We start from the raw sequence: 18,187 nt of genomic DNA on the forward strand, positions 1-18,187 counted from the left end.
TTAATTTAATAGATAGTAATAAAAAATGGACTCGACCTTAAGTTATAATTTAATTGATAATCTGTTGCTTCCCAATACCGTCTGGGTTCATCCGGCATGGGTTCAGGGCCATTACTTTCATAAGAGGAGAATTCGGTTCCCACAATCAGTCTGTTTGAAAGATTAATATTTCTTAGTTTTAAGAGATCGGAACTGCTCTGGCAATCCATCAAAATTTCAGGCCAATTGTTTTGATTGGGCGTATAGATACATTTATTCTCATTTTTTTGCACCTCAAAATAGATGTCAGTATAGGGATAAGCAGGTTTAGTCTTTTCCCTATCCTTAAAGAAGTTTAAAACAATATTGGCACTAGAACGATAATTGTTGCTCGATGCATCCGGTTCATAGACACTATTCTCTCTATTTACTTTTACATACAAGGGCTCTACAAATGACGTATTTACAAATTCTGTTTCAACCAATTGATGTGTATTTGCATCTGAAAATGAACACGAAATAGGAACACCAAAACTTGTTTCGGTAAACTTTGAGTTGTAGATCAAATTCAGAAAATAAGAATACCCTTTAAAAGTCTGTACCGTATAATCACTATCCGCTCCCATAATAAGGACTTTAAACGATGTCTCGTCAAAAAATTTCCTTTCCTCTGTTGTTAAAGTTTCTGTTTTGTTATAGAAGATTCGGTCAAATTCTTTTCTTATACACGTTTCGGCAAACTGATACTCTTTATCTGTTTCGATAACGAGTATTCCCATTCTGCCATAAGTAACTGAGTTGACATAAACAGGTGGTTCACCAGAAATACCTTGAATCGGCTGATCTGCTAGTGGTGCTATATCCATATTTACGGTAAAACTACCCTGAAAGAATTTCACATAAAGTCCGGTAGACTGCAATATTTTGTGAGATTCCGTAGTGCTGTTCTCACTCTTCGAGGAGAACAATCTTTGTGTATTGACGTCGGTACCAAATGCCTCTTTGATCTCATCATAAAAAGTAAAACGCCTATATTGAAACATAAATTTTTCGTTCTGCTTAAAACTTCCACCAACAGCCATTTCTTTGACGTAATCATCCAGCTTAGAGTATGTCGGATTTGTAATGATGCGGCTTGTCGGCTTAGGGGTAGTGTGAGTCAAGCTCATTGAAACTGTTATCGGTGTTCTATTCGCTAGGAAAATAGGATTATAGACCTGTTTGGATATACTATTACCTTCCAAAATCGCCCCCGGAAAAATAAAATTTTTTCCCTGATACAACATCGCTTCAGTACTTTTTACCGTATGTCTTTTTGAGAAAAAAGCTTCGTCCTCAGGTGTCATCCCTGCTATAGTCGCTTTCTTTACAAAAAGAGCGTTACTTTGGTTATTTTTAACATTTGATTCAGAACGGCTACTGTATTCCCGTGCCATGACTTTATATAAAGAATCGCCTTGATAAGCATATGACGAGTCTATTTTGATTTGATATGGCTTGCGTACACTCGCATTCGGCACCTTACTATTCTCGGTATGAATGGATAGATTATCCTTGTTGCATGATGCAATTATGAAAAATATAAGTGCACCACAAAAGGTCCTGAAAACTTTCATGATTAAAAAATAGGTTAAATAAGAAACAAAAAAATGATTAATATGAATTATAAAAAATTTGGTGATTCTTTAAATAAGCGGCCTTATAAGAGATAGGATCTCCGTAATTGTTTACATCCAACGTTGCATCAATATAATTTATTAGTTGTTGCAATAGTTGTCCGGCACTGAAATCTAAATCAGTGTGACGCCCTCCAAGGAAAGCAACATGATAATTGCAGTTTGCGAGAACAGCTCTTTCTTTATCAGCAAGCTTGTTCCCTTTAAGCTGAGCGGATAACGCTTCTTTGACCAATGTACCAGCTAAGTCCGATTCGACGATAACAACGGCTTTTCTTCCGAAAGAAAGTGTATTGATATAAATGAGGTCATTTATATCGTATTTATTGAGAAGTTCTTTATTTGTGTTAAAAGTTCCTTCGGCAGGTAAGTCCATATCCACTGTAAAAGCAATCTTTTCCATATTGATAGCCAGTAATGTCCGAGGTTTCTTTGCCGTTTCGGTGATGGAGAACCAACTTGTCAGATCAATCTGCTGTCCAAAATAAAGAGAAACATCATTATAGCCATTCAATTCTTTTATATCAAATGAAAAGCGCCTGTTATCCGAGCGTTTCCCTTGTAGAGCCTCTTCAATTGCCTTGTAAAATGATGTTTTTTCGGTTTTTATGACTTTACTCTTAACATTTAAGCCACCAAAATTGACGATAATATTATCTAATATGACATTCAGAACCGGAGGAATCGGAGAATTTATTGTATGCTGTTCTAATACTGCTCCGACATATAATTCTTCAGGTGATTTAACCGTTATGACGGTTGACTTCTGGTCTTGACCAACGGCAATCTTTGGAAATCCGGTTCCTAAAAAGAGAAGTAGTGTGATGTATTTAATCATTATTTGGAAGTATTATATAGTAAGTCAATTTTCAGCCAAATAAAATCTGTATTCTCAGCATTTTTAGACAACAGGTGATCATAAGATTTTAGATTATATTCTTGCCCTATCAAAAAATTATGTGATGACTGAGTAACACTTTTCTTTGAATAAAAGCTCATGCTGAGCACAAAATCTGTTTTGTTCTTTTTCGCGCCGATTAGCTTCGACGATGATTCGTCGCTATCCTGGAGATAAAGATCATCACTCTCCCATTTTGACTTGTAGCGTTCTGTAATACCAAATTGTTTAATGAGGATTGTGGAGTCCTTTTCAACGATAATTTCTTTAGGTATTGACAGGTCAACACGATCCTCAAAGTACTTTTTTATTTCTGATTCCGCCAGAGAAGACGCTAAACTGGAGGAGGTGATTTTTTGAAAATCAAGCACCTTTTTTGAATCAAGCTTCAACTTCAAATCATTCACCTCTATTGGTGGGTCTACTGGTGGCTTCACAACACTATTTTCCTTTTTACAGGCGGTAAGCAGTAGAAGAGACACCATAGCATAAATAATAAAATACTTTGTATTACTTTTCATATATATTATTCTATTTTAAAAAAATTACTATAAATTATATTTAATTAAAACAACCTACACTGAAAGCAAACATACTACATATTAGATAAAAAACAATATAGAGAGAAATTAACTACACAAAAGTGTTTAAACCGACGTAAATTAAGCGTCAAAACATCAATAATTTCACAATAGTTATCCATTGCATCAAATAACGACAAGAAAATATAATTAATGATAAAATATCAAAGAGAGTAAAAAACTACTCTACATACAAAAGTCGAGGTAAGGCATCTAATTGACTTCAATCCTTTTTGACGTAAAAAAAAGCCACATCTCGCGATGTGGCCTTAATAAACATATGATTCACTAATGGTTTGTCTTTCATTATTGGCAAACCACCAGTTATTGGATACTACTTATACGAATTAATTGATTTAAATACTTTCCAATTATTGCCTGCTCGTTCCAAAGTAACTAAATCTGTTTTGGTGAAGTTTTCAAATTTTAAAGTCACTTTAGCGACCATATAATCAGCAGATTCTTCGATTATATCAGTGCTTACTGTACAGTTCAGCTTCTCTTTTTTTTGTTTTTTCAATAGTTTGACCACTTCGCTACTCCTATGATTTTGCGCGTTGGATGCTTGGATTTTTTGGCTGAAATTTTCTGCGAATAACTGCTCTACTCCTGCTGATTCTCCTTCAGTCGTTACCACAACATAGTGCGCTAAAGCAAAGTCTGCTGTGGAAAGGTTAACGTTTGCTTTTGTTGCTTTTGCTCCTGGTCCTTCAGCTGCCATAGCAAATGTAGATACTGCGATTAAAGCTGCTGCTGCGAATGTTTTTACTAGCGTATTCATAATGTCTTTTTTATATTGTTAGTTTTTAGTTCTTATTTGTTGACTCAAAACTACAACACAATAGGCTCCTGGCCTACGGGCTTTAGACCAACGACCTAGAAAACTCGGTGAGTGGCGGGAATGGGGAGGTGAAAAGGCTTAGAATAATGCACTGAATTTTCGATAATCAGACTCTAACTGCTATCTTTAATAGCAAAAGCTTCTACAACAAGTCCAAATGATTGAAATTGCCCATCAACAATATAAAGTATTCATCTATAACGATCACCAATATACAGTTGAATCCGCTGATAATCTCAGACGCTACAACCGGGTATATGTCGATGATTCTTGCGATCGGTATAGCAACGTATCTAACGTTGCCATTTTAGTAAAGCATGGTCATGATGAAGTGGCTAGTGCTATTCTTTGTCATACCGGGGTTTTCACAGGATTGAGCGAATCCTCCTTTATAATCGAGGAGCGTGTGCTTTATATTTGCGTTGGGAATAAACTGTACTATTTAAATATACCAGACTTGACGCTCAAATGGACAGGACAAGTAGATTATGTAACGAATTTCAGTGTTCAGAAAATAGAAGATGATCTGCTCGTTCATGGTGAACTCGAAATCACAAGAATAACAAAACTCGGAGAAATAAAATGGCGATTTGGAGGACACGATATCTGGGTAAATAATAATGGCCATCAAGAATTGACAGTATTACCCAAAAGCATACAACTTATTGATTTCGGATCGCATGTATATGAACTAGATTTTGCTGGTAATATAATTTCTCAGAATTAGATCGGAATTTATATTCTACAATAGTGATAAACACAATTCACAAATATATTTAGGGACTTTTTTTTCTAGAAAAAGAAGAGACATCTTTTTAATGGAATGATATTATCTCTTTGGTTCTTCAACACCACTGAAACTATCTTCGATAGTTTCGTGGAAGGAAAAAAACAATCGTAAGGTACAGATACAGGTGGGCGGCTCTGCTTAAACAGAGCCGCCCACCTGTATCTGTACTATCGCAGACGTCAAACGTGTTTTAGAATATCTAAAAGTTTATCTAAATTTATTTTCCTATCACTTTTTAGACAAACTTAAGTCACTATAAGACAAATAAAAATAAAAATTACCACATCAAATATCTATCTTGAGTCTATCTAAGTTTATTTTTCTTTATCATTTTTAGATAAACTTAGCAACCTATTAATGATTCAACTAGCATTTGATCTTGCTCACCAGAAAACATGTGCAGTTCGAGTCCAAATTCATCTTCCAAACAAGACATACCCACAGTAGCATAAATCCACATATTGCGTTCGGTTATTGGGGGAAATTCCAGGATCCGAAAATGATCACCTAAATCATCATAAAAACCTTTCTGCCAAGTCAATATCTTATATTCCTTTCCCCAATTATAGGTATAGTGTTCTAAAAGCTTTTGATGATATAAGACTGTATCCATTTTAATTCAAGTTATCAAAAAAAATTACTCCAATAAAACTATTTCAAATTGACTGTTGTTCTTATAATACAAACCGGCTACAAGCTATCTTTCGAAAGAAAGGTTCAACATAAAAATTGGCGTCGTACAGTGAAAATCCAATAGTCTTTAAAAGCATTGGATGACGAAACAAAAAAGAGGAAACGATAGGAAACATAAAAATTACTGTACAAATAAACGCTAAGAGAAAGGGTCTGATGAAAATCAGGCCCTTTTGACGTAAAAAAGCCATATCTCTCATATTCAGCTTGACTTTAAGGATATAGGACAGCTTCTAGATTTTTGTAAGCGGTCACGTGTTTATTCTCTGACATTTTATTTAAATTGATTAATCTCCATTTCACTGAAGGAAGTTCCGAGACTAAAGCTGCGTCCAATCCTAAGAGTGCCCAATCAGGTGTCTTATTTTTGACAGAGAGTAAAAATTTACGTTCACTATCAGTCATCTCCTTGTTGATATCTGCAATCAGTTTCTCCCGTATAGAAAGTAGCTCCTCTAAAGAAACTTCAATTTCTGCCATTTGCGCAAACTCCATTTCATATATACCTGAGATATCTTTTCGGTTTGGATTAAGCAGTTCTGCCATCGGTCGAAAATGACTTATTAAAAATACAAGAAATGTTTTTCGTAATTCTTCCGTTAATCCTTCATTTTCGTATAACTGTTTTACATCAAACAAATCACGGGGATGTTGACGATCTAGGGCAGCGCAAAGTTTACCAGCATACAGATCTGGGTGTGATGCAACTAGCATTTCAGCATAACCAAATTCTTTTTCAACCTGCGGTCGCACTTCCATTCTGACAGCTGGGAAAAGGCTTCCACGTATAACAGGAGATAGTTCTATTTTAACACGAACATCATTAAGTGAAACTATTATTCGTAAAGAATTATCCTGTTGTAGTGTTGTATTTTGAACTTGGGCACCTGCAATCGATTTCTTTATGGAATCTGTTATTCTCGCTAATGCAGCTCTGATATTTTCAAGAGAGGCGTCGCGATCCTCCATTGGCAGATACAACAAATCGATGTCTATGGAAAGCCTTGGCAAATCTCTATAAAACAAATTAATAGCCGTACCGCCTTTAAGTGCAAAACAGTCTTCTTTATCGATTATAGGTAACAATCGGATCAATAAACGGACCTGCTCAGCATATTCTTCTTTCTTACTCATAAAAATCAGGAACAGTTATTTTATATTTCTTATTTAGTTTCCCACCTGTGACGATCACACGATTACCAGATCCAAAATCTATTTTCTCAGATTGAAGTTTTGTAAACCAGGTATGATTTTGACGCTCGGCAAGGTAAAAGAAAAGCCTGCGAACTTTGATATTTGTGCACAGTTCCAATAATCTTTGGAGTGTCCTAGGAGAAAGCGTATTTAATCCTTGCATTAATTCATCCGCATGTTCAAATGATATATTTTGGGGAACTTGATTCATCACTTCCAAAATAGCTCTTTCAGGAATGGATATACGTAAGCCTTCCTTTGTATTTTTCCAACTGAAAGCTCTAGTAAACTCAAGTAATGCTAGCGGCCTTTCATCTTCAAAACTATTACCAAATAAATAGCCAGAACTATGCTTAAGAAATTTGATCCCTGTTGTAAGGTTATTTATCCATATGGGAAGATTATCCCGGCCATATAAATGAATCAAGCGTTGATTAGACATCGGGAGATAATGGGTCAGTTTCTGAAGTTCTAAAGCCGATAGGCCTCCAATGGTTAGATCTGTATCCAGCTGTTTCTGCAGGAAATAGACAATATCCCCCCATTCCACTTCTGCCCCTTCACGTTTATATACTCCATTTTTCACAGTTTCCAATAGTCCGCTCTTCAATAAATTATCGATCGCATGGCCTGTGAGATCATTCTGCTGTAGCCAAGATCTGGTAACCAAAGCTCCCTCCGGCACTAATTTTAACACATATTTCCTTCTCTGAGAATACATATTCATGTTTAAACTATTTAAATTTATCGGCGATAAACGCCGATAAATCAAATATACATAAACTGATTTATTTAACAAAACTTATATTATCGGCGTTTTTCGCCGATAATAAAGAAATATATAAACAAGTAAGTCTTTTCGAAAACAAGCATAATACCGTTATTCCTGATTTTAGAGAAATGGATATAAAAAACTCAAATTGATATCATGTTATCTGAATTGACTCGCCGAGATCCTCCGCTCTACAAAAAATACACCCATTGTTGCCAGTCACCTAAGACAACCGGAGCATCGCCAATGGCCAAAATCGATCTTTTGATGCCATCGATCTCTTGCTTATCCAATTTGTTTTTCAGCCTTTACAAGCGGACCTGATTTCGCCCGCTGGGCTTAATCAGCACCAGATCGGACACATCAAACTGCAAAGTGCCCTTGATAGGATCGTAAAACTGCTCATTGGCAAAACTCAGTGTATTAAAAATACTGATCTTGGTTCGTAAAAACTAGTCTCCAGAGGTCAGATAAAATGCAAAAGCATTCCTCATCTTGACATGTTCTTTAATACAGTAGCTAGCCACCTAGTGCACAGGCATAACTTTTACGGGAAGCCGTAATAATCTGTAATTTTTTATTCTTAAAATTGACAATATTGTAAAATGGATTGCAATAAAACTCAAAACACAATGATTTTCAATATTTTACTATATAGCTTTAATTAAATCATTAACCCAATCAAATACTGATATTATGGAATACAAAGTAGTACCTTTTGTAGCATCGATAGACCCAAGGACAGGCACATCGGATCAAGTAGCAGAACAATTAGAAAACCTGATTAATCAGGGTGCATCAGGAGGATGGAACTATGTAAGACTAGAAAGCGTCACAACTTATGTACATGCCGAAAATGGTTGCTTTAATAATAAACCTGGATATACAACGGCAAGACAGATGGTGGTATTTTCAAGGCCATGAAGTCTCTCCTATTGACCGCGATCCGATTGTATTGGTTGATCATCCCACCTGAAAGAAGACGTAAGTGTATATTTAGGCATAGCTGCTCTAAATATGTATTTGACGTAACTAAACATAAAGGCTTTAGTTCAGGTAGGAAAGCATTGCTTTCACGCATGAGAACCTGTAATGGTCACTTTGACATAATCACAGATTATAAAAGTGGTGAGCGGATGATGTACCTGAATGGCGGTGTAGTGGTTAACGAGGCGGAGATCGCGGAGAGGTTGTTGTAAATAGTTTAGGGATGGAACTTAAAAAGCATACCTATCTGTATTTTTGCGAACTAAATCAATACAAAAAGCCGAAGATAACTGAGAAAGTCATATACACTGTAAACAATAATCTGTTAAACCTCTCCGAATGTAGGTAATTGGCTTTTTAAAGGTTGTTCAATAAGGCTTTATTGAACAACCTTTATTCAGTCCTGAATCTTTATTTATGCTGCCAGCACCTTCCCCCACCTGAAACTTTTCGCTGACACGGTCCTCCTTTTTGGGTTGGAGCACCACAGATGCTCGAAACAGGTTTAGTTGATCCCGAACTTTTTACGATGTGTCTAACAGTAACACTGGAATTGCCTGACTTCGAAACCAGCCGCTTACCGTCTTTTATAATATGAGCAGACACAGTATTCGAATTCGATTGTCGCGCAGTGACGGTCACTTTCATCTCTGTGAATACCGAGCGTGGAAAATCTTTCTTCCATGTTCCTTTATGACCATTCACATACACCGTAGCCCCTAGATCATCAACATAGTTAATGTCACATTCATCACATTCTGTTTCATAACCATATGTATCGTATTCCGATTCAGCTTTTTTACAGGCCATAGATAAAAATGAAATAAGAAATAACAATAGATACTTTTTCATAACACAGCTGATTAATAGTTAATGACGGTTTCCACGATCAGCTCTGAATATTTGTAAATATCATCCAATGAATCTAGATCATATTTAGCCTCCTTTTTGTCTTTGTCAAACAACCCGATACGCAGGCGATTGGGCGTAAAATAGAATCGACAGATCGGTTTGCGGTTGTTATCATCTAGTAAGATGCCGCAGTAGGACTGATTATCACGCATAAATATGCGACCTACCTCGATCTCTTTACGCAAAATAGATTTAATGATCAGGTATCCCTCAATCTCTTCCTCCGTGGTGACAATCAAGGCATCGGGTTCTGTCGGTGCAATTGCAGCGCTCTTTTCTTCGACTTCGGTTTCTTTTTTAAGTGCGCTTTTTAGTCTTTCGGCGATCTGGTCATTGACAATCTGTGTAAACACGCGCTTTACCAATGGCGTAAACTGTTCCAAAACCTTTGCTGTAACAACACTTGGATAGGCTTGCTTCGCAAAAAAACGAACGAAATCATCACTCGGATTCTGCATTTCTGCCATCGCTAAAATCGTCAGCTCATTAAAGTACTTTAATTCGCTCGCAACGCTGGAAATGCTTTCGAGATCAAATTCTGTCTTATGGAATTTGCGCAATTCGGATACCTCATTGTCTTTGATGTCCATAATCTTGAACTCGAAAAATGGTTTCTCGTCCATCTTATTCGGTGTAACCAGATCGGTGTAAAACCGGTATTCTACGCCGTTCGTCAGCAAACCAAATTTAGCTTCTGTGGTATGGAAATAACGGAACAATTGTGAATTGTGTGGATCAAGCCCGTCCGCATAATGTTTGCATTCAATTAAGATAACAGGTTTGTCTTCACGTAATATCGCATAGTCAACCTTCTCCCCTTTCTTGATACCGATATCGGCAATAAACTCGGGTTGTACCTCAAACGGATCAAACACATCGTATCCCAATATCTTCAAAAACGGCATCACTAAGGATGTCTTTGTGGCTTCCTCTGTTTTGATCTGTGGTAAAAGTCGGTCAACGCGCTTGGCAAATTGACGAATCTCATCTTTAAAATCCATGGTTTTTAATTTTTAATAAATGGCTTATTTGATTTTGCTATACAGCGTTTAAATTATTTATTTCTGATAGTCCAAAAGTAGCTACTCACTACGAGGGCTTTTTACGGGAAACCATAAATCCAGAAAAATGTAAATCCTAATTTTGAGCCATATAATTGATCCTATAATTCACCTTTAAATAATTAAAACATGTATGATCCATGCGCATGGTGCAACAAAGAAATTAAGTCCGGAAACGAAAAAAAGAGTTATAAAGGGAAAGGCTTCACTATGAAGGTACTCACGTTTATGTTCGGCAAATCCTATTGCTCTGAACGTTGCCGCAATTCGGCAGAAAAAAGAAAAGGAAAAAGAAGGTAAATAAACACGTCCTATGCAAAGTACTTATCGAAAATGGAGCTTCGTATTCGGCTCTCTTCTCCTGATATCATCGCCATTGGTCAGCTGCCAGTCCAAATCAGAAGATTACAAACAGAAAATGTTAGGGTTCTCATCTAGTGGGATCAAGGACAATAAAAACCTTCCAAATGGCATATACCGCGTCACAAAGGTATCGGATGGGGATACGTTTTGGTGCAAAGATGACAGGGAGCAACGAATCAAAATACGGCTCATCGGAATAGATGCGCCGGAGCCCCGCAATTATTTTCGCAAGAAAGAGCAGGCTTTCGGAAAAGAAGCATCCCGGTACGCCACAGATCTACTGTTGCACAAAACAATCAGACTGGAATTTGATGTAGATTCGCTCGACCAATATGGAAGAACCTTGGCCTATGCCTATTTAATAGATGGTACTTTTATCAATGAAAAAATCGTCAAAGATGGCTATGCCATCCTGATGACGATTGCTCCTAATGTAAAATATGAACAGCGCTTTCAGGAGGCTCAACATTATGCGCGGGAAAAAGGTCTGGGACTTTGGTCTAAAAATATCACTGAATGAATCTGAAATCACTAAAAATTGCCTTGATCTGCGGCCTCATATTGGCCCTCTTACCCTTACCATATGGTTACTTTACCATTCTTCGCATATTTGGTTGCTTGGTTTTTATCCTACAGCTTATCAATATACCCAAAACCAAGCGACATTCCCGGAACAGTGAATTTATAATCTGCATCGTACTGATTATTTTGTTTCAACCCATCCTTCGGTTACCATTGGGAAGATTAATCTGGAACATCGTTGATGTCGCTACGGCAATATGGCTATTGATCAATTTAAATCGACGGACAAGAAAGACTAAAAAATAGCTTAAGTGTTTACTTAAGCTATTTTTTTGGAAGTTTTTAGAGGTTTCGATTGGATATTTTTGGTACGATCTGAATAATAAAGCGTTGGTTATTATCCTCATTAGCTTGATCGCGCCCCACTCCGCCCCAGCCATTTCCGGACAACTGGAGATCAATCAATTCACCGTAAGCTTGCTCCTCAAAATCTATTCCCTGGGCTTTCCAGAATTTAGACAGGGCATAGGCCCGATTATAGCTCAGCTCATACTCTTTTTTCCGTCCCAAGGGCGAGGTATCCGCATTGTACAATTTGGAGGCGTAACCGGAAATTATAACAAGGTAAGATACCTTCTCTCCATCAACACGGTTCTGCTCCTTTGCGGATCTGACGACCGCATCAAGTACTTCCTTAAGCTTTTTACCGGCATCAATGACTTTTGCACGCGTGACCGCGTAGTTTTCCAAATTGCCCTCCTGAATCTCGAAAGCAGAGGGCTTGAATTTAACTTCAAAATTGAGCAGGAATCGCTTGTACTTATCCTCATACCGAAATGAACTGTTATTTTTCAACGGCATTAGTGAATCCTCGACTTCTTTGTATACCTGCAACTGTTCATCCTGGGCAATAATTGTATTGCGGTTGTTTACATAGGTTACAACAAATAGAACCAGTACAATAAAAAACAGGCTCGTCATCAGATCGGAAAAACTGACCCAGAAAATATTGTTTCCTTCTTTTTTTGCCATGACCTATTTTTTTCCGAAAATGCGTTTAAAAATACTCTCGTTGCTTTTCTCGACTTCTTCTTTCAATTTACTGAGCACCGTAGATATGGTATTCAACTTGTTTATCTCCTCCCTTCTGTCAGAAGCGTCCGAAACCTTGACATTGACTTCCTTCAGCGTTTTTTCGATTGTACTGATCTGTTCCTTATTGATCTTTACTTCTGCTCCAAGTTTGCTTACGGTATTGATATGATTGATCTGTTCTGACCGCATGTCCGATTGATGCTTATCAAAACCAGATTTGATTGCTGGCAACACGTTCAGATTGTCCAGTAGATCCAATTTATCAAACTTAGTTACATTTTCTGTATAAGCCTTTTCTAAGAGATCATGCTGCTCGGTAATCAGATTGGTCAGTCCCTCACGTTTCATAATCACATGATTTTCAAAAACCTTGAGTGTCTCGTCTAAGTTATCGTCCACGCGCAAAATCATCTCTTTATACCGCGAAGACATGGCATCTAGACTAGAAAATTGTTGCTGAAGGAAAGAGATAATCGCATTGGTATCGTCTACCCGGGCATCGATCTTGTGTGCAATACTATCAAAATTATTTGCGCGGTCAAGTAACTTCGCTATACTATCGCTCAGTACACGTGTTTCTGACAGCCTGCTATTGAGACTTTCCATAAAAACGTTAAACTTGTCAAAACTATTGGTTGCTTTTTCAAGACGCAGCAATACATTCGCGTTCATCTTAACGAAATCATTGGCATTCAATTGTTCTAGCCGACCCAAAACTGTATCCTGAACTTTTAAGGTATCATAATTCTTCTGAAACAGATGGTTCAGGGTATTGATATTAGCTGTAAATTCCAGGTTGAATGAGTTCATGGTATTAGTCAATTTGGTGATGGATGAACCAAAGTCCTGGCTTACTACGGGTAGCAAATCCGTCTGTACGAAATTGTAAAATTCATTTTTATTCTGCTCTACTGCCCGCTTTGCTTTCTTAAAAGAATTTAATCCGATAAACGAAGTAATAAATAATCCTAGAAAACTGGAAACCATGGCAATACACACTGCCAAAAGGAAATCATTCAGGTCAAGCTGTTTGACCAAATCTGAAGTCGCTGAATTATCCGTGTTCCAAAGCTTAATCAACATGGCAAATAGTCCAAAAATAATCCCGACGATGGTTGCCATAAGCCCCAGATAAAGGGGCTTATTGATAGTTTCTTTAATATCATCTTCTTCAACATTCACATTGCGCTCCACGAGATCTTTGACAATATTAAAATCGGCTATACCCCCATTGTTTTTTAGTAAATAGATATTCAGTGACTCAATAATGTTGTCAAAGTAGGTGCCCGACGTCGTACTTGGATTGATAAGCGTAACCTGTACCGAACCTTTTTGGGGTATCGAATCGGTCTGTTCATCGTTTTTTATAGTTTCAAAAATTTCGCCAACCCGGCCTTCTTGTAAAAGAATCTTGGAAACCGTGATGCTTTGGGTATTAAAATAATCTTTGTATGGAATAAAACGACCAAATTGAACGATGGCAGCTCGAAGCTGAATCCCTGTCTTAACTTGCTGTGAAATAAAATAACCAACAACCGCTAATTCTAAAATAATATGTATCCAGTCCATCTGTTATTAACTATATCTGATCTTTATTTTTTCTACTACTTGCAGCTTGCCGTCCACAAGTTGGAGTTTACCGAGTTTAGATTCCTGTGTAAAGGATTTTGCTCCAGGAAAATAATTATTCAGAGACTCACAGAAGCCATCTATATAACTGTTTCGATATTGGATTGCAGTTGTTATCGCATCCAAATTAGACTCATCCAAACGGAAATAGTATTCATTTTCCCGTTTTGAAATAATATAAGGCGTATGTCTACTCTTTTTGCTTATCGGAAGCAGTTCTTGAAAGGCGCCCGCTGTCATACAATTTGAAACAAATTCTTGTTGCTGAGGGATCGAAAGTGTTATCGGTTCCGATAGGGTATCCTGATCTTGCGGAACGACTGCTTCCAAAACCAGATCAGCAGATTGGATTTCATCAACATTAAGTTTATCCAGACAGTTTATCTGCATAGATTTTGTTTGGTTTGCATCGACCTTTTTATTCAATTCCTCTAACTTTCGCGTCAGTTCATTAAGCTGATTTTTCAATTTTTCGTCCGCCACTTCGTTATATCGAGGTAAACTCGAGGATACCTGGGGTCTTAGCTGCATCTGGTTTTCACTATTTTGTAAATTTACAATTACGTCAATCCTTCTATTTAATCTAGAAATTGCCTTGTTCTTGCCTATTCCCTGAAAGATTAACATCATCAAAATAACAAATACCGTTATTAACAATACGATCACGATCCACTGTAGAGTCGAGTCGGATACAAATGTTGTTCGCCCCTGTGCACCGGCCTGTTGGGCAATGACCATACATGGCGCCATAATGAATGGAAATCCTAGTATGATTAAACTTTTATATATTTTACCAGTTTTCATCTTCTTGTAATTTATTTAACATTTCACCAAGCATGCCTCTCACTATATAGAAAGACAAATTGTCCGATACGATATCTGTGGCTGAAACTTGCTTTGTACGCTGCGCTAAACCTGCTTCTAAGAATTCTATTGCGACCTTCTTGTCTAACAGGATGCTTTCGAATTTCCGTTTAAGATCATAATCGATACCGAAATCATTTTTATAATTAATTCCCGGTAGCTGAAAGAATAAAGACACAAATTCTGAATATGCTTGATATACACTTTCATTGAACTGGCTTCCCAAATCCTCATAGGTCAATCGATTATCATTCGAAATTATAGTTTGCTCTTTGTCTCCTAGATAGCTCCTAAACTTTTCATCCAAACTATTGATAGAAAGTTCTGCAAGCACCTCTTCTCCTTCTTCGAGAACATTTATTGCTCCTTTAGAAGTAAGTTCTTTGGGACTATCTGGGACGAGTACTTTCACTCTCATTTTTTCAGAAGAATCTTGCAATCCGTATACTGCATTAATAATTGCCGTCGCATAGATCACGATGCTTTCTTTTGAACTTGATTTATCAATAATAGACAGGAACTTCGATCCTGTACCCGAAAAAGTCAAGTAGCTAGGCGCAGATATGCCTGCAATTTTCATAGCAGTAACACTGTTATAAATTATTGACGCAAGATAAAACAGGAATACAGCTCGTTCATTGGCATGCATCGCCAAGAAAGCATTGAAGCTTTTATTATTTACATTTTGCAGCTCTTTCTTTTTATCGAGAGAAAAATAATAAGCGATGATATCATCAATCTTTCCACTCTGTTCAATTGTCTCCCCTATTTCTTTCAAATTATGATAGCTATTGACATTTGATAATCCCGTAAAAAACTTCGACCCAAGTCTATAAAACCCATTGGATCTTAGATCAGTAGTATAGCCTCCAGAATAAAGGTAATTAGCCCCAAATAGGACGGATGAAATAGTAATAACTTTACGATTCTGATAAACAACGCTATCAATAGTTCCTCCTCCTATATCTAACGATAGGATGGTATTTGAAGTTCCCAAAATCTTACCTGTACTTGCGATGGAATAGAATGGAGCAATAGATTCCGAAAGCTTAATGCACTCTATCCCTGGACCAAAATGCTGTTCGGCAAGCTCCTCCATTAAGCCAGCCATCAAATTGATTTTATACTGTCCGTAACTTAATGGATATGTCCAGGTAAATCTGGTTTTAGAGATATCTCCCCGCTCTACGAGTACCTTGGTTTTACACATGATGATAAGTTGTTCCAAAAAAGAACGCATTCTAGCTTCACCTTCTATATCCTCAATTCCATTTACCCATTTTAAATTAGTGATAGCCTTTACATTATTGAGGCTCGGCATACTAGTTTTTTCATAAGTAAAACCGATGTTATAATCCAGAATTGTCTGGAAATTGGTCGGATCAAAATTATTATAGTCTAATATTACGGTGCGTATCGGAAAATTGTAATTCGACTCGCTCGAAATATTTTCAACAATGAATTCAATATCCTTGTGATTTTGGATCTCATGTAAACTACTAATGCTGGTGTCAAGTTTATTAAAAGATGTTGCGAAACCATTCTTATCTGATGGGAGATTTAAAGGCGAAGGAGCACTATTATTAACTGAATACTCTACGTGTGTATTCGATGTTCCAAAGTCAATTGCAAAGGTGTACGCACCTCCTGTATGACGTTCGTTCCGCCATAGCGGTATGAGATAATTAGCATTATCACTATCTTCTTCTTTGAAAGAAATGGCATTAAAGTCCTCTTTAAATCTGAAATAGTAGGTATTATAAAATGATCCATTACGGCTATCACGCTTTGCTTTCATACTTCGAAAATCAGCCTGTCTCCCATCAAAAGCAAGTTGAAAGGAATGACTATAATCATTCACCCCCCCATCAACTACCTGCATGTAGTAATTGGGATTGACATTTGCTTTTTGAATTGGAAATAGCTGAAAATACTTAGCACAAGGTATAATCTTGCCTTTTTGAGGATTTATATCCGTAGTTTCATATTTTTTCTCCAGTTCGACCACATGGCGGCCTCCGTCAATCGGTATTCGCAGCTTTACATTGACTGAACTCTTCTTTTTAATAATCTCAATTATTTTTTTCCCGGAGAAGCTACGCTTGATCAGATCCTCCTCGCTGAAATAAGTAAAAAATGTCTTCTTTAAGGGAAGAAGATAGCCAATACCTTGCTGATCGGACTCATTTGTGAAATTTCCATCAAAAAAAGCGTCTTTATTAATCTCATAAGGTGTTTCATAAATATCCTGTTCCAAAAAATCATCTACAGTCAAATAAGGGTATTTCACATCTTTTCCGGGAAGGATTCGTACATCCAACATGTCGTCTGCTGGAGGAGGAACCTTGGTGTTGACATCCCATTTGATGCCCTGGTACAAATAATCCAGCATCCCTAAATTCCCGTTGGTCGCGAGTACCATGGGAGGAAGTCCCGACACTGTTTTAGAAGCATGGATTAAAAATTGTGATTCTCGACCGATACGCTCCTGAATGTTTTTTACACTTTTGGTCCGAAACGGTACATTAAATACTTCAACTACATAATCATTTCCATCAATCGTCGTCTTATTTTCCAAAAATTGAACATCCAGCGCATTTATTGCAGCCATAAAAGTCTTATCCTGTTCCATCTTCTCCTTGACATTGCGTTTGACGTAATCATAAAACGTTGGCATATATCTGCTCAACGACGGATTTTCTTTGAAAAAAGCCATCAAATAGAAAATAAAATCTTCATCTCTATTTTTGAGTGACGCCGGTTCGGTGAATAGTTTACGGTCATGCAAAGTGACCTGCGCAAACCCCAGATCATTGGCAGATGTGAACACCATTGTCTTAGGGGATGTCGCGCCGATAATCTTATGATTGAAGTAAAAAATATAGATTCGATGCAGCTGATCAAAATTGAATGCTTCATCATCTTGCTTAAGAAATAAATCCAAAGTACGGCCAAGCAATTGGTGACGGGAATAGCTAGAATCAGTCAATTTAGCCAAATCACGCTGTTTGTCCCACACCTTGATTGTCAACTCTCCGTTGATGGAATCCTTATTATAAAGCAGCTCAAGCAAATCAAGGCAGTCGCTGACCAATTTATGGTTATTCGTATAGCCATCAAGCCTATTATTTGCATCGTTAAAGTAACGAAAAGCAGTATTAAATAAATCTAGACGAGCAAACGGCGAAGGTATCGAAGTAGGCAATATCGAACTTTGATCTCCATCGGGACTAATGATCTTTTCGATAATAACACTGCTGTAGTCGGTGCTGCGAGATTGCCAATGCGTCATTGGCGTATCGTCAAAAAGTCTAAAAACTTTTGCCATGT

Annotated in this window: 18 protein-coding genes; 5 read left to right on the forward strand and 13 right to left on the reverse strand. The window is 37.3% G+C overall.

Annotated elements, in window-relative coordinates; genetic code table 11:
- Window positions 1–5: 5 nt before the first annotated feature.
- From QE382_RS19025 to QE382_RS19040, 4 genes are all read right to left on the reverse strand, one after another.
- Complete coding sequence (locus QE382_RS19025; RefSeq protein ID WP_307187315.1) at window positions 6–1,595, reverse strand: thiol-activated cytolysin family protein; 1,590 nt, start codon at window positions 1,593–1,595, stop codon at window positions 6–8.
- Between the two features lie 37 nt (window positions 1,596–1,632).
- Complete coding sequence (locus QE382_RS19030) at window positions 1,633–2,493, reverse strand: thiol-activated cytolysin family protein (RefSeq protein ID WP_307187316.1); 861 nt, start codon at window positions 2,491–2,493, stop codon at window positions 1,633–1,635.
- A complete protein-coding gene (locus QE382_RS19035; RefSeq protein WP_307187317.1) occupies window positions 2,493–3,074 on the reverse strand; it encodes a hypothetical protein in 582 nt (193 codons plus the stop codon). Before QE382_RS19035 ends, QE382_RS19030 begins: the two co-directional genes overlap by 1 nt.
- 394 nt (window positions 3,075–3,468) lie before the next feature.
- Complete coding sequence (locus QE382_RS19040; protein ID WP_307187318.1) at window positions 3,469–3,915, reverse strand: nuclear transport factor 2 family protein; 447 nt, start codon at window positions 3,913–3,915, stop codon at window positions 3,469–3,471.
- Between the two features lie 217 nt (window positions 3,916–4,132).
- On the opposite strand from QE382_RS19040, the gene QE382_RS19045 reads away from it, so the two are divergent.
- Window positions 4,133–4,702: a hypothetical protein gene (locus QE382_RS19045; protein ID WP_307187319.1), complete on the forward strand. Its 570-nt coding sequence runs from the start codon at window positions 4,133–4,135 to the stop codon at window positions 4,700–4,702.
- 406 nt (window positions 4,703–5,108) lie between these two features.
- On the opposite strand, the gene QE382_RS19050 is transcribed toward QE382_RS19045, so the two are convergent.
- From QE382_RS19050 to QE382_RS19060, 3 genes are all read right to left on the reverse strand, one after another.
- The gene (locus QE382_RS19050; RefSeq protein WP_209576361.1) at window positions 5,109–5,378 is read right to left on the reverse strand and encodes a hypothetical protein; all 270 of its coding nucleotides are present in this window, start codon (window positions 5,376–5,378) and stop codon (window positions 5,109–5,111) included.
- Window positions 5,379–5,671: 293 nt separating this feature from the next.
- A complete protein-coding gene (locus QE382_RS19055) occupies window positions 5,672–6,592 on the reverse strand; it encodes a nucleotidyl transferase AbiEii/AbiGii toxin family protein (protein WP_307187320.1) in 921 nt (306 codons plus the stop codon).
- Window positions 6,585–7,379, reverse strand: coding sequence for a type IV toxin-antitoxin system AbiEi family antitoxin (locus QE382_RS19060; protein WP_307187321.1), 795 nt, complete (start codon window positions 7,377–7,379; stop codon window positions 6,585–6,587). Before QE382_RS19060 ends, QE382_RS19055 begins: the two co-directional genes overlap by 8 nt.
- A 741-nt stretch (window positions 7,380–8,120) precedes the next feature.
- On the opposite strand from QE382_RS19060, the gene QE382_RS19065 reads away from it, so the two are divergent.
- Together QE382_RS19065 and yidD are read left to right on the forward strand one after the other, a co-directional pair.
- Window positions 8,121–8,348, forward strand: a complete 228-nt coding sequence (locus QE382_RS19065; protein WP_070570510.1) for a hypothetical protein — start codon at window positions 8,121–8,123, stop codon at window positions 8,346–8,348.
- The gene (yidD, locus tag QE382_RS19070; RefSeq protein ID WP_307187322.1) at window positions 8,345–8,623 is read left to right on the forward strand and encodes a membrane protein insertion efficiency factor YidD; all 279 of its coding nucleotides are present in this window, start codon (window positions 8,345–8,347) and stop codon (window positions 8,621–8,623) included. Before QE382_RS19065 ends, yidD begins: the two co-directional genes overlap by 4 nt.
- 199 nt (window positions 8,624–8,822) lie before the next feature.
- On the opposite strand, the gene QE382_RS19075 is transcribed toward yidD, so the two are convergent.
- Window positions 8,823–9,263 carry a hypothetical protein gene (locus QE382_RS19075; RefSeq protein ID WP_147430553.1) on the reverse strand — a complete coding sequence of 147 codons (441 nt, stop codon included), beginning with the start codon at window positions 9,261–9,263 and terminating at the stop codon, window positions 8,823–8,825.
- An 11-nt stretch (window positions 9,264–9,274) separates the two neighbouring features.
- On the reverse strand, window positions 9,275–10,324 hold the full coding sequence (locus QE382_RS19080) for a type I restriction endonuclease (protein ID WP_307187324.1): 1,050 nt from the start codon (window positions 10,322–10,324) through the stop codon (window positions 9,275–9,277).
- A 373-nt stretch (window positions 10,325–10,697) separates the two neighbouring features.
- On the opposite strand from QE382_RS19080, the gene QE382_RS19085 reads away from it, so the two are divergent.
- Window positions 10,698–11,267, forward strand: a complete 570-nt coding sequence (locus QE382_RS19085; protein WP_307187325.1) for a thermonuclease family protein — start codon at window positions 10,698–10,700, stop codon at window positions 11,265–11,267.
- A complete protein-coding gene (locus tag QE382_RS19090; protein ID WP_307187326.1) occupies window positions 11,264–11,575 on the forward strand; it encodes a DUF6804 family protein in 312 nt (103 codons plus the stop codon). Before QE382_RS19085 ends, QE382_RS19090 begins: the two co-directional genes overlap by 4 nt.
- Before the next feature lie 36 nt (window positions 11,576–11,611).
- On the opposite strand, the gene QE382_RS19095 is transcribed toward QE382_RS19090, so the two are convergent.
- The 4 genes from QE382_RS19095 to QE382_RS19110 are packed head-to-tail and all read right to left on the reverse strand — an operon-like array spanning window position 11,612 to window position 18,185.
- Window positions 11,612–12,301 carry a flagellar motor protein MotB gene (locus QE382_RS19095; protein WP_209576371.1) on the reverse strand — a complete coding sequence of 230 codons (690 nt, stop codon included), beginning with the start codon at window positions 12,299–12,301 and terminating at the stop codon, window positions 11,612–11,614.
- Between the two features lie 3 nt (window positions 12,302–12,304).
- On the reverse strand, window positions 12,305–13,933 hold the full coding sequence (locus QE382_RS19100) for a hypothetical protein (RefSeq protein ID WP_307187328.1): 1,629 nt from the start codon (window positions 13,931–13,933) through the stop codon (window positions 12,305–12,307).
- Between the two features lie 6 nt (window positions 13,934–13,939).
- Window positions 13,940–14,797: a hypothetical protein gene (locus QE382_RS19105; RefSeq protein ID WP_307187329.1), complete on the reverse strand. Its 858-nt coding sequence runs from the start codon at window positions 14,795–14,797 to the stop codon at window positions 13,940–13,942.
- Entirely contained in the window at window positions 14,784–18,185 is a 3,402-nt protein-coding gene (locus QE382_RS19110; RefSeq protein ID WP_307187330.1) for a hypothetical protein, read from the reverse strand. Before QE382_RS19110 ends, QE382_RS19105 begins: the two co-directional genes overlap by 14 nt.
- Between the last annotated feature and the right edge of the window lie 2 nt (window positions 18,186–18,187).

The sequence above is a fragment of the Sphingobacterium zeae genome (assembly GCF_030818895.1).
In the GTDB taxonomy this organism is placed as follows: Bacteria; Bacteroidota; Bacteroidia; order Sphingobacteriales; family Sphingobacteriaceae; genus Sphingobacterium; species Sphingobacterium zeae.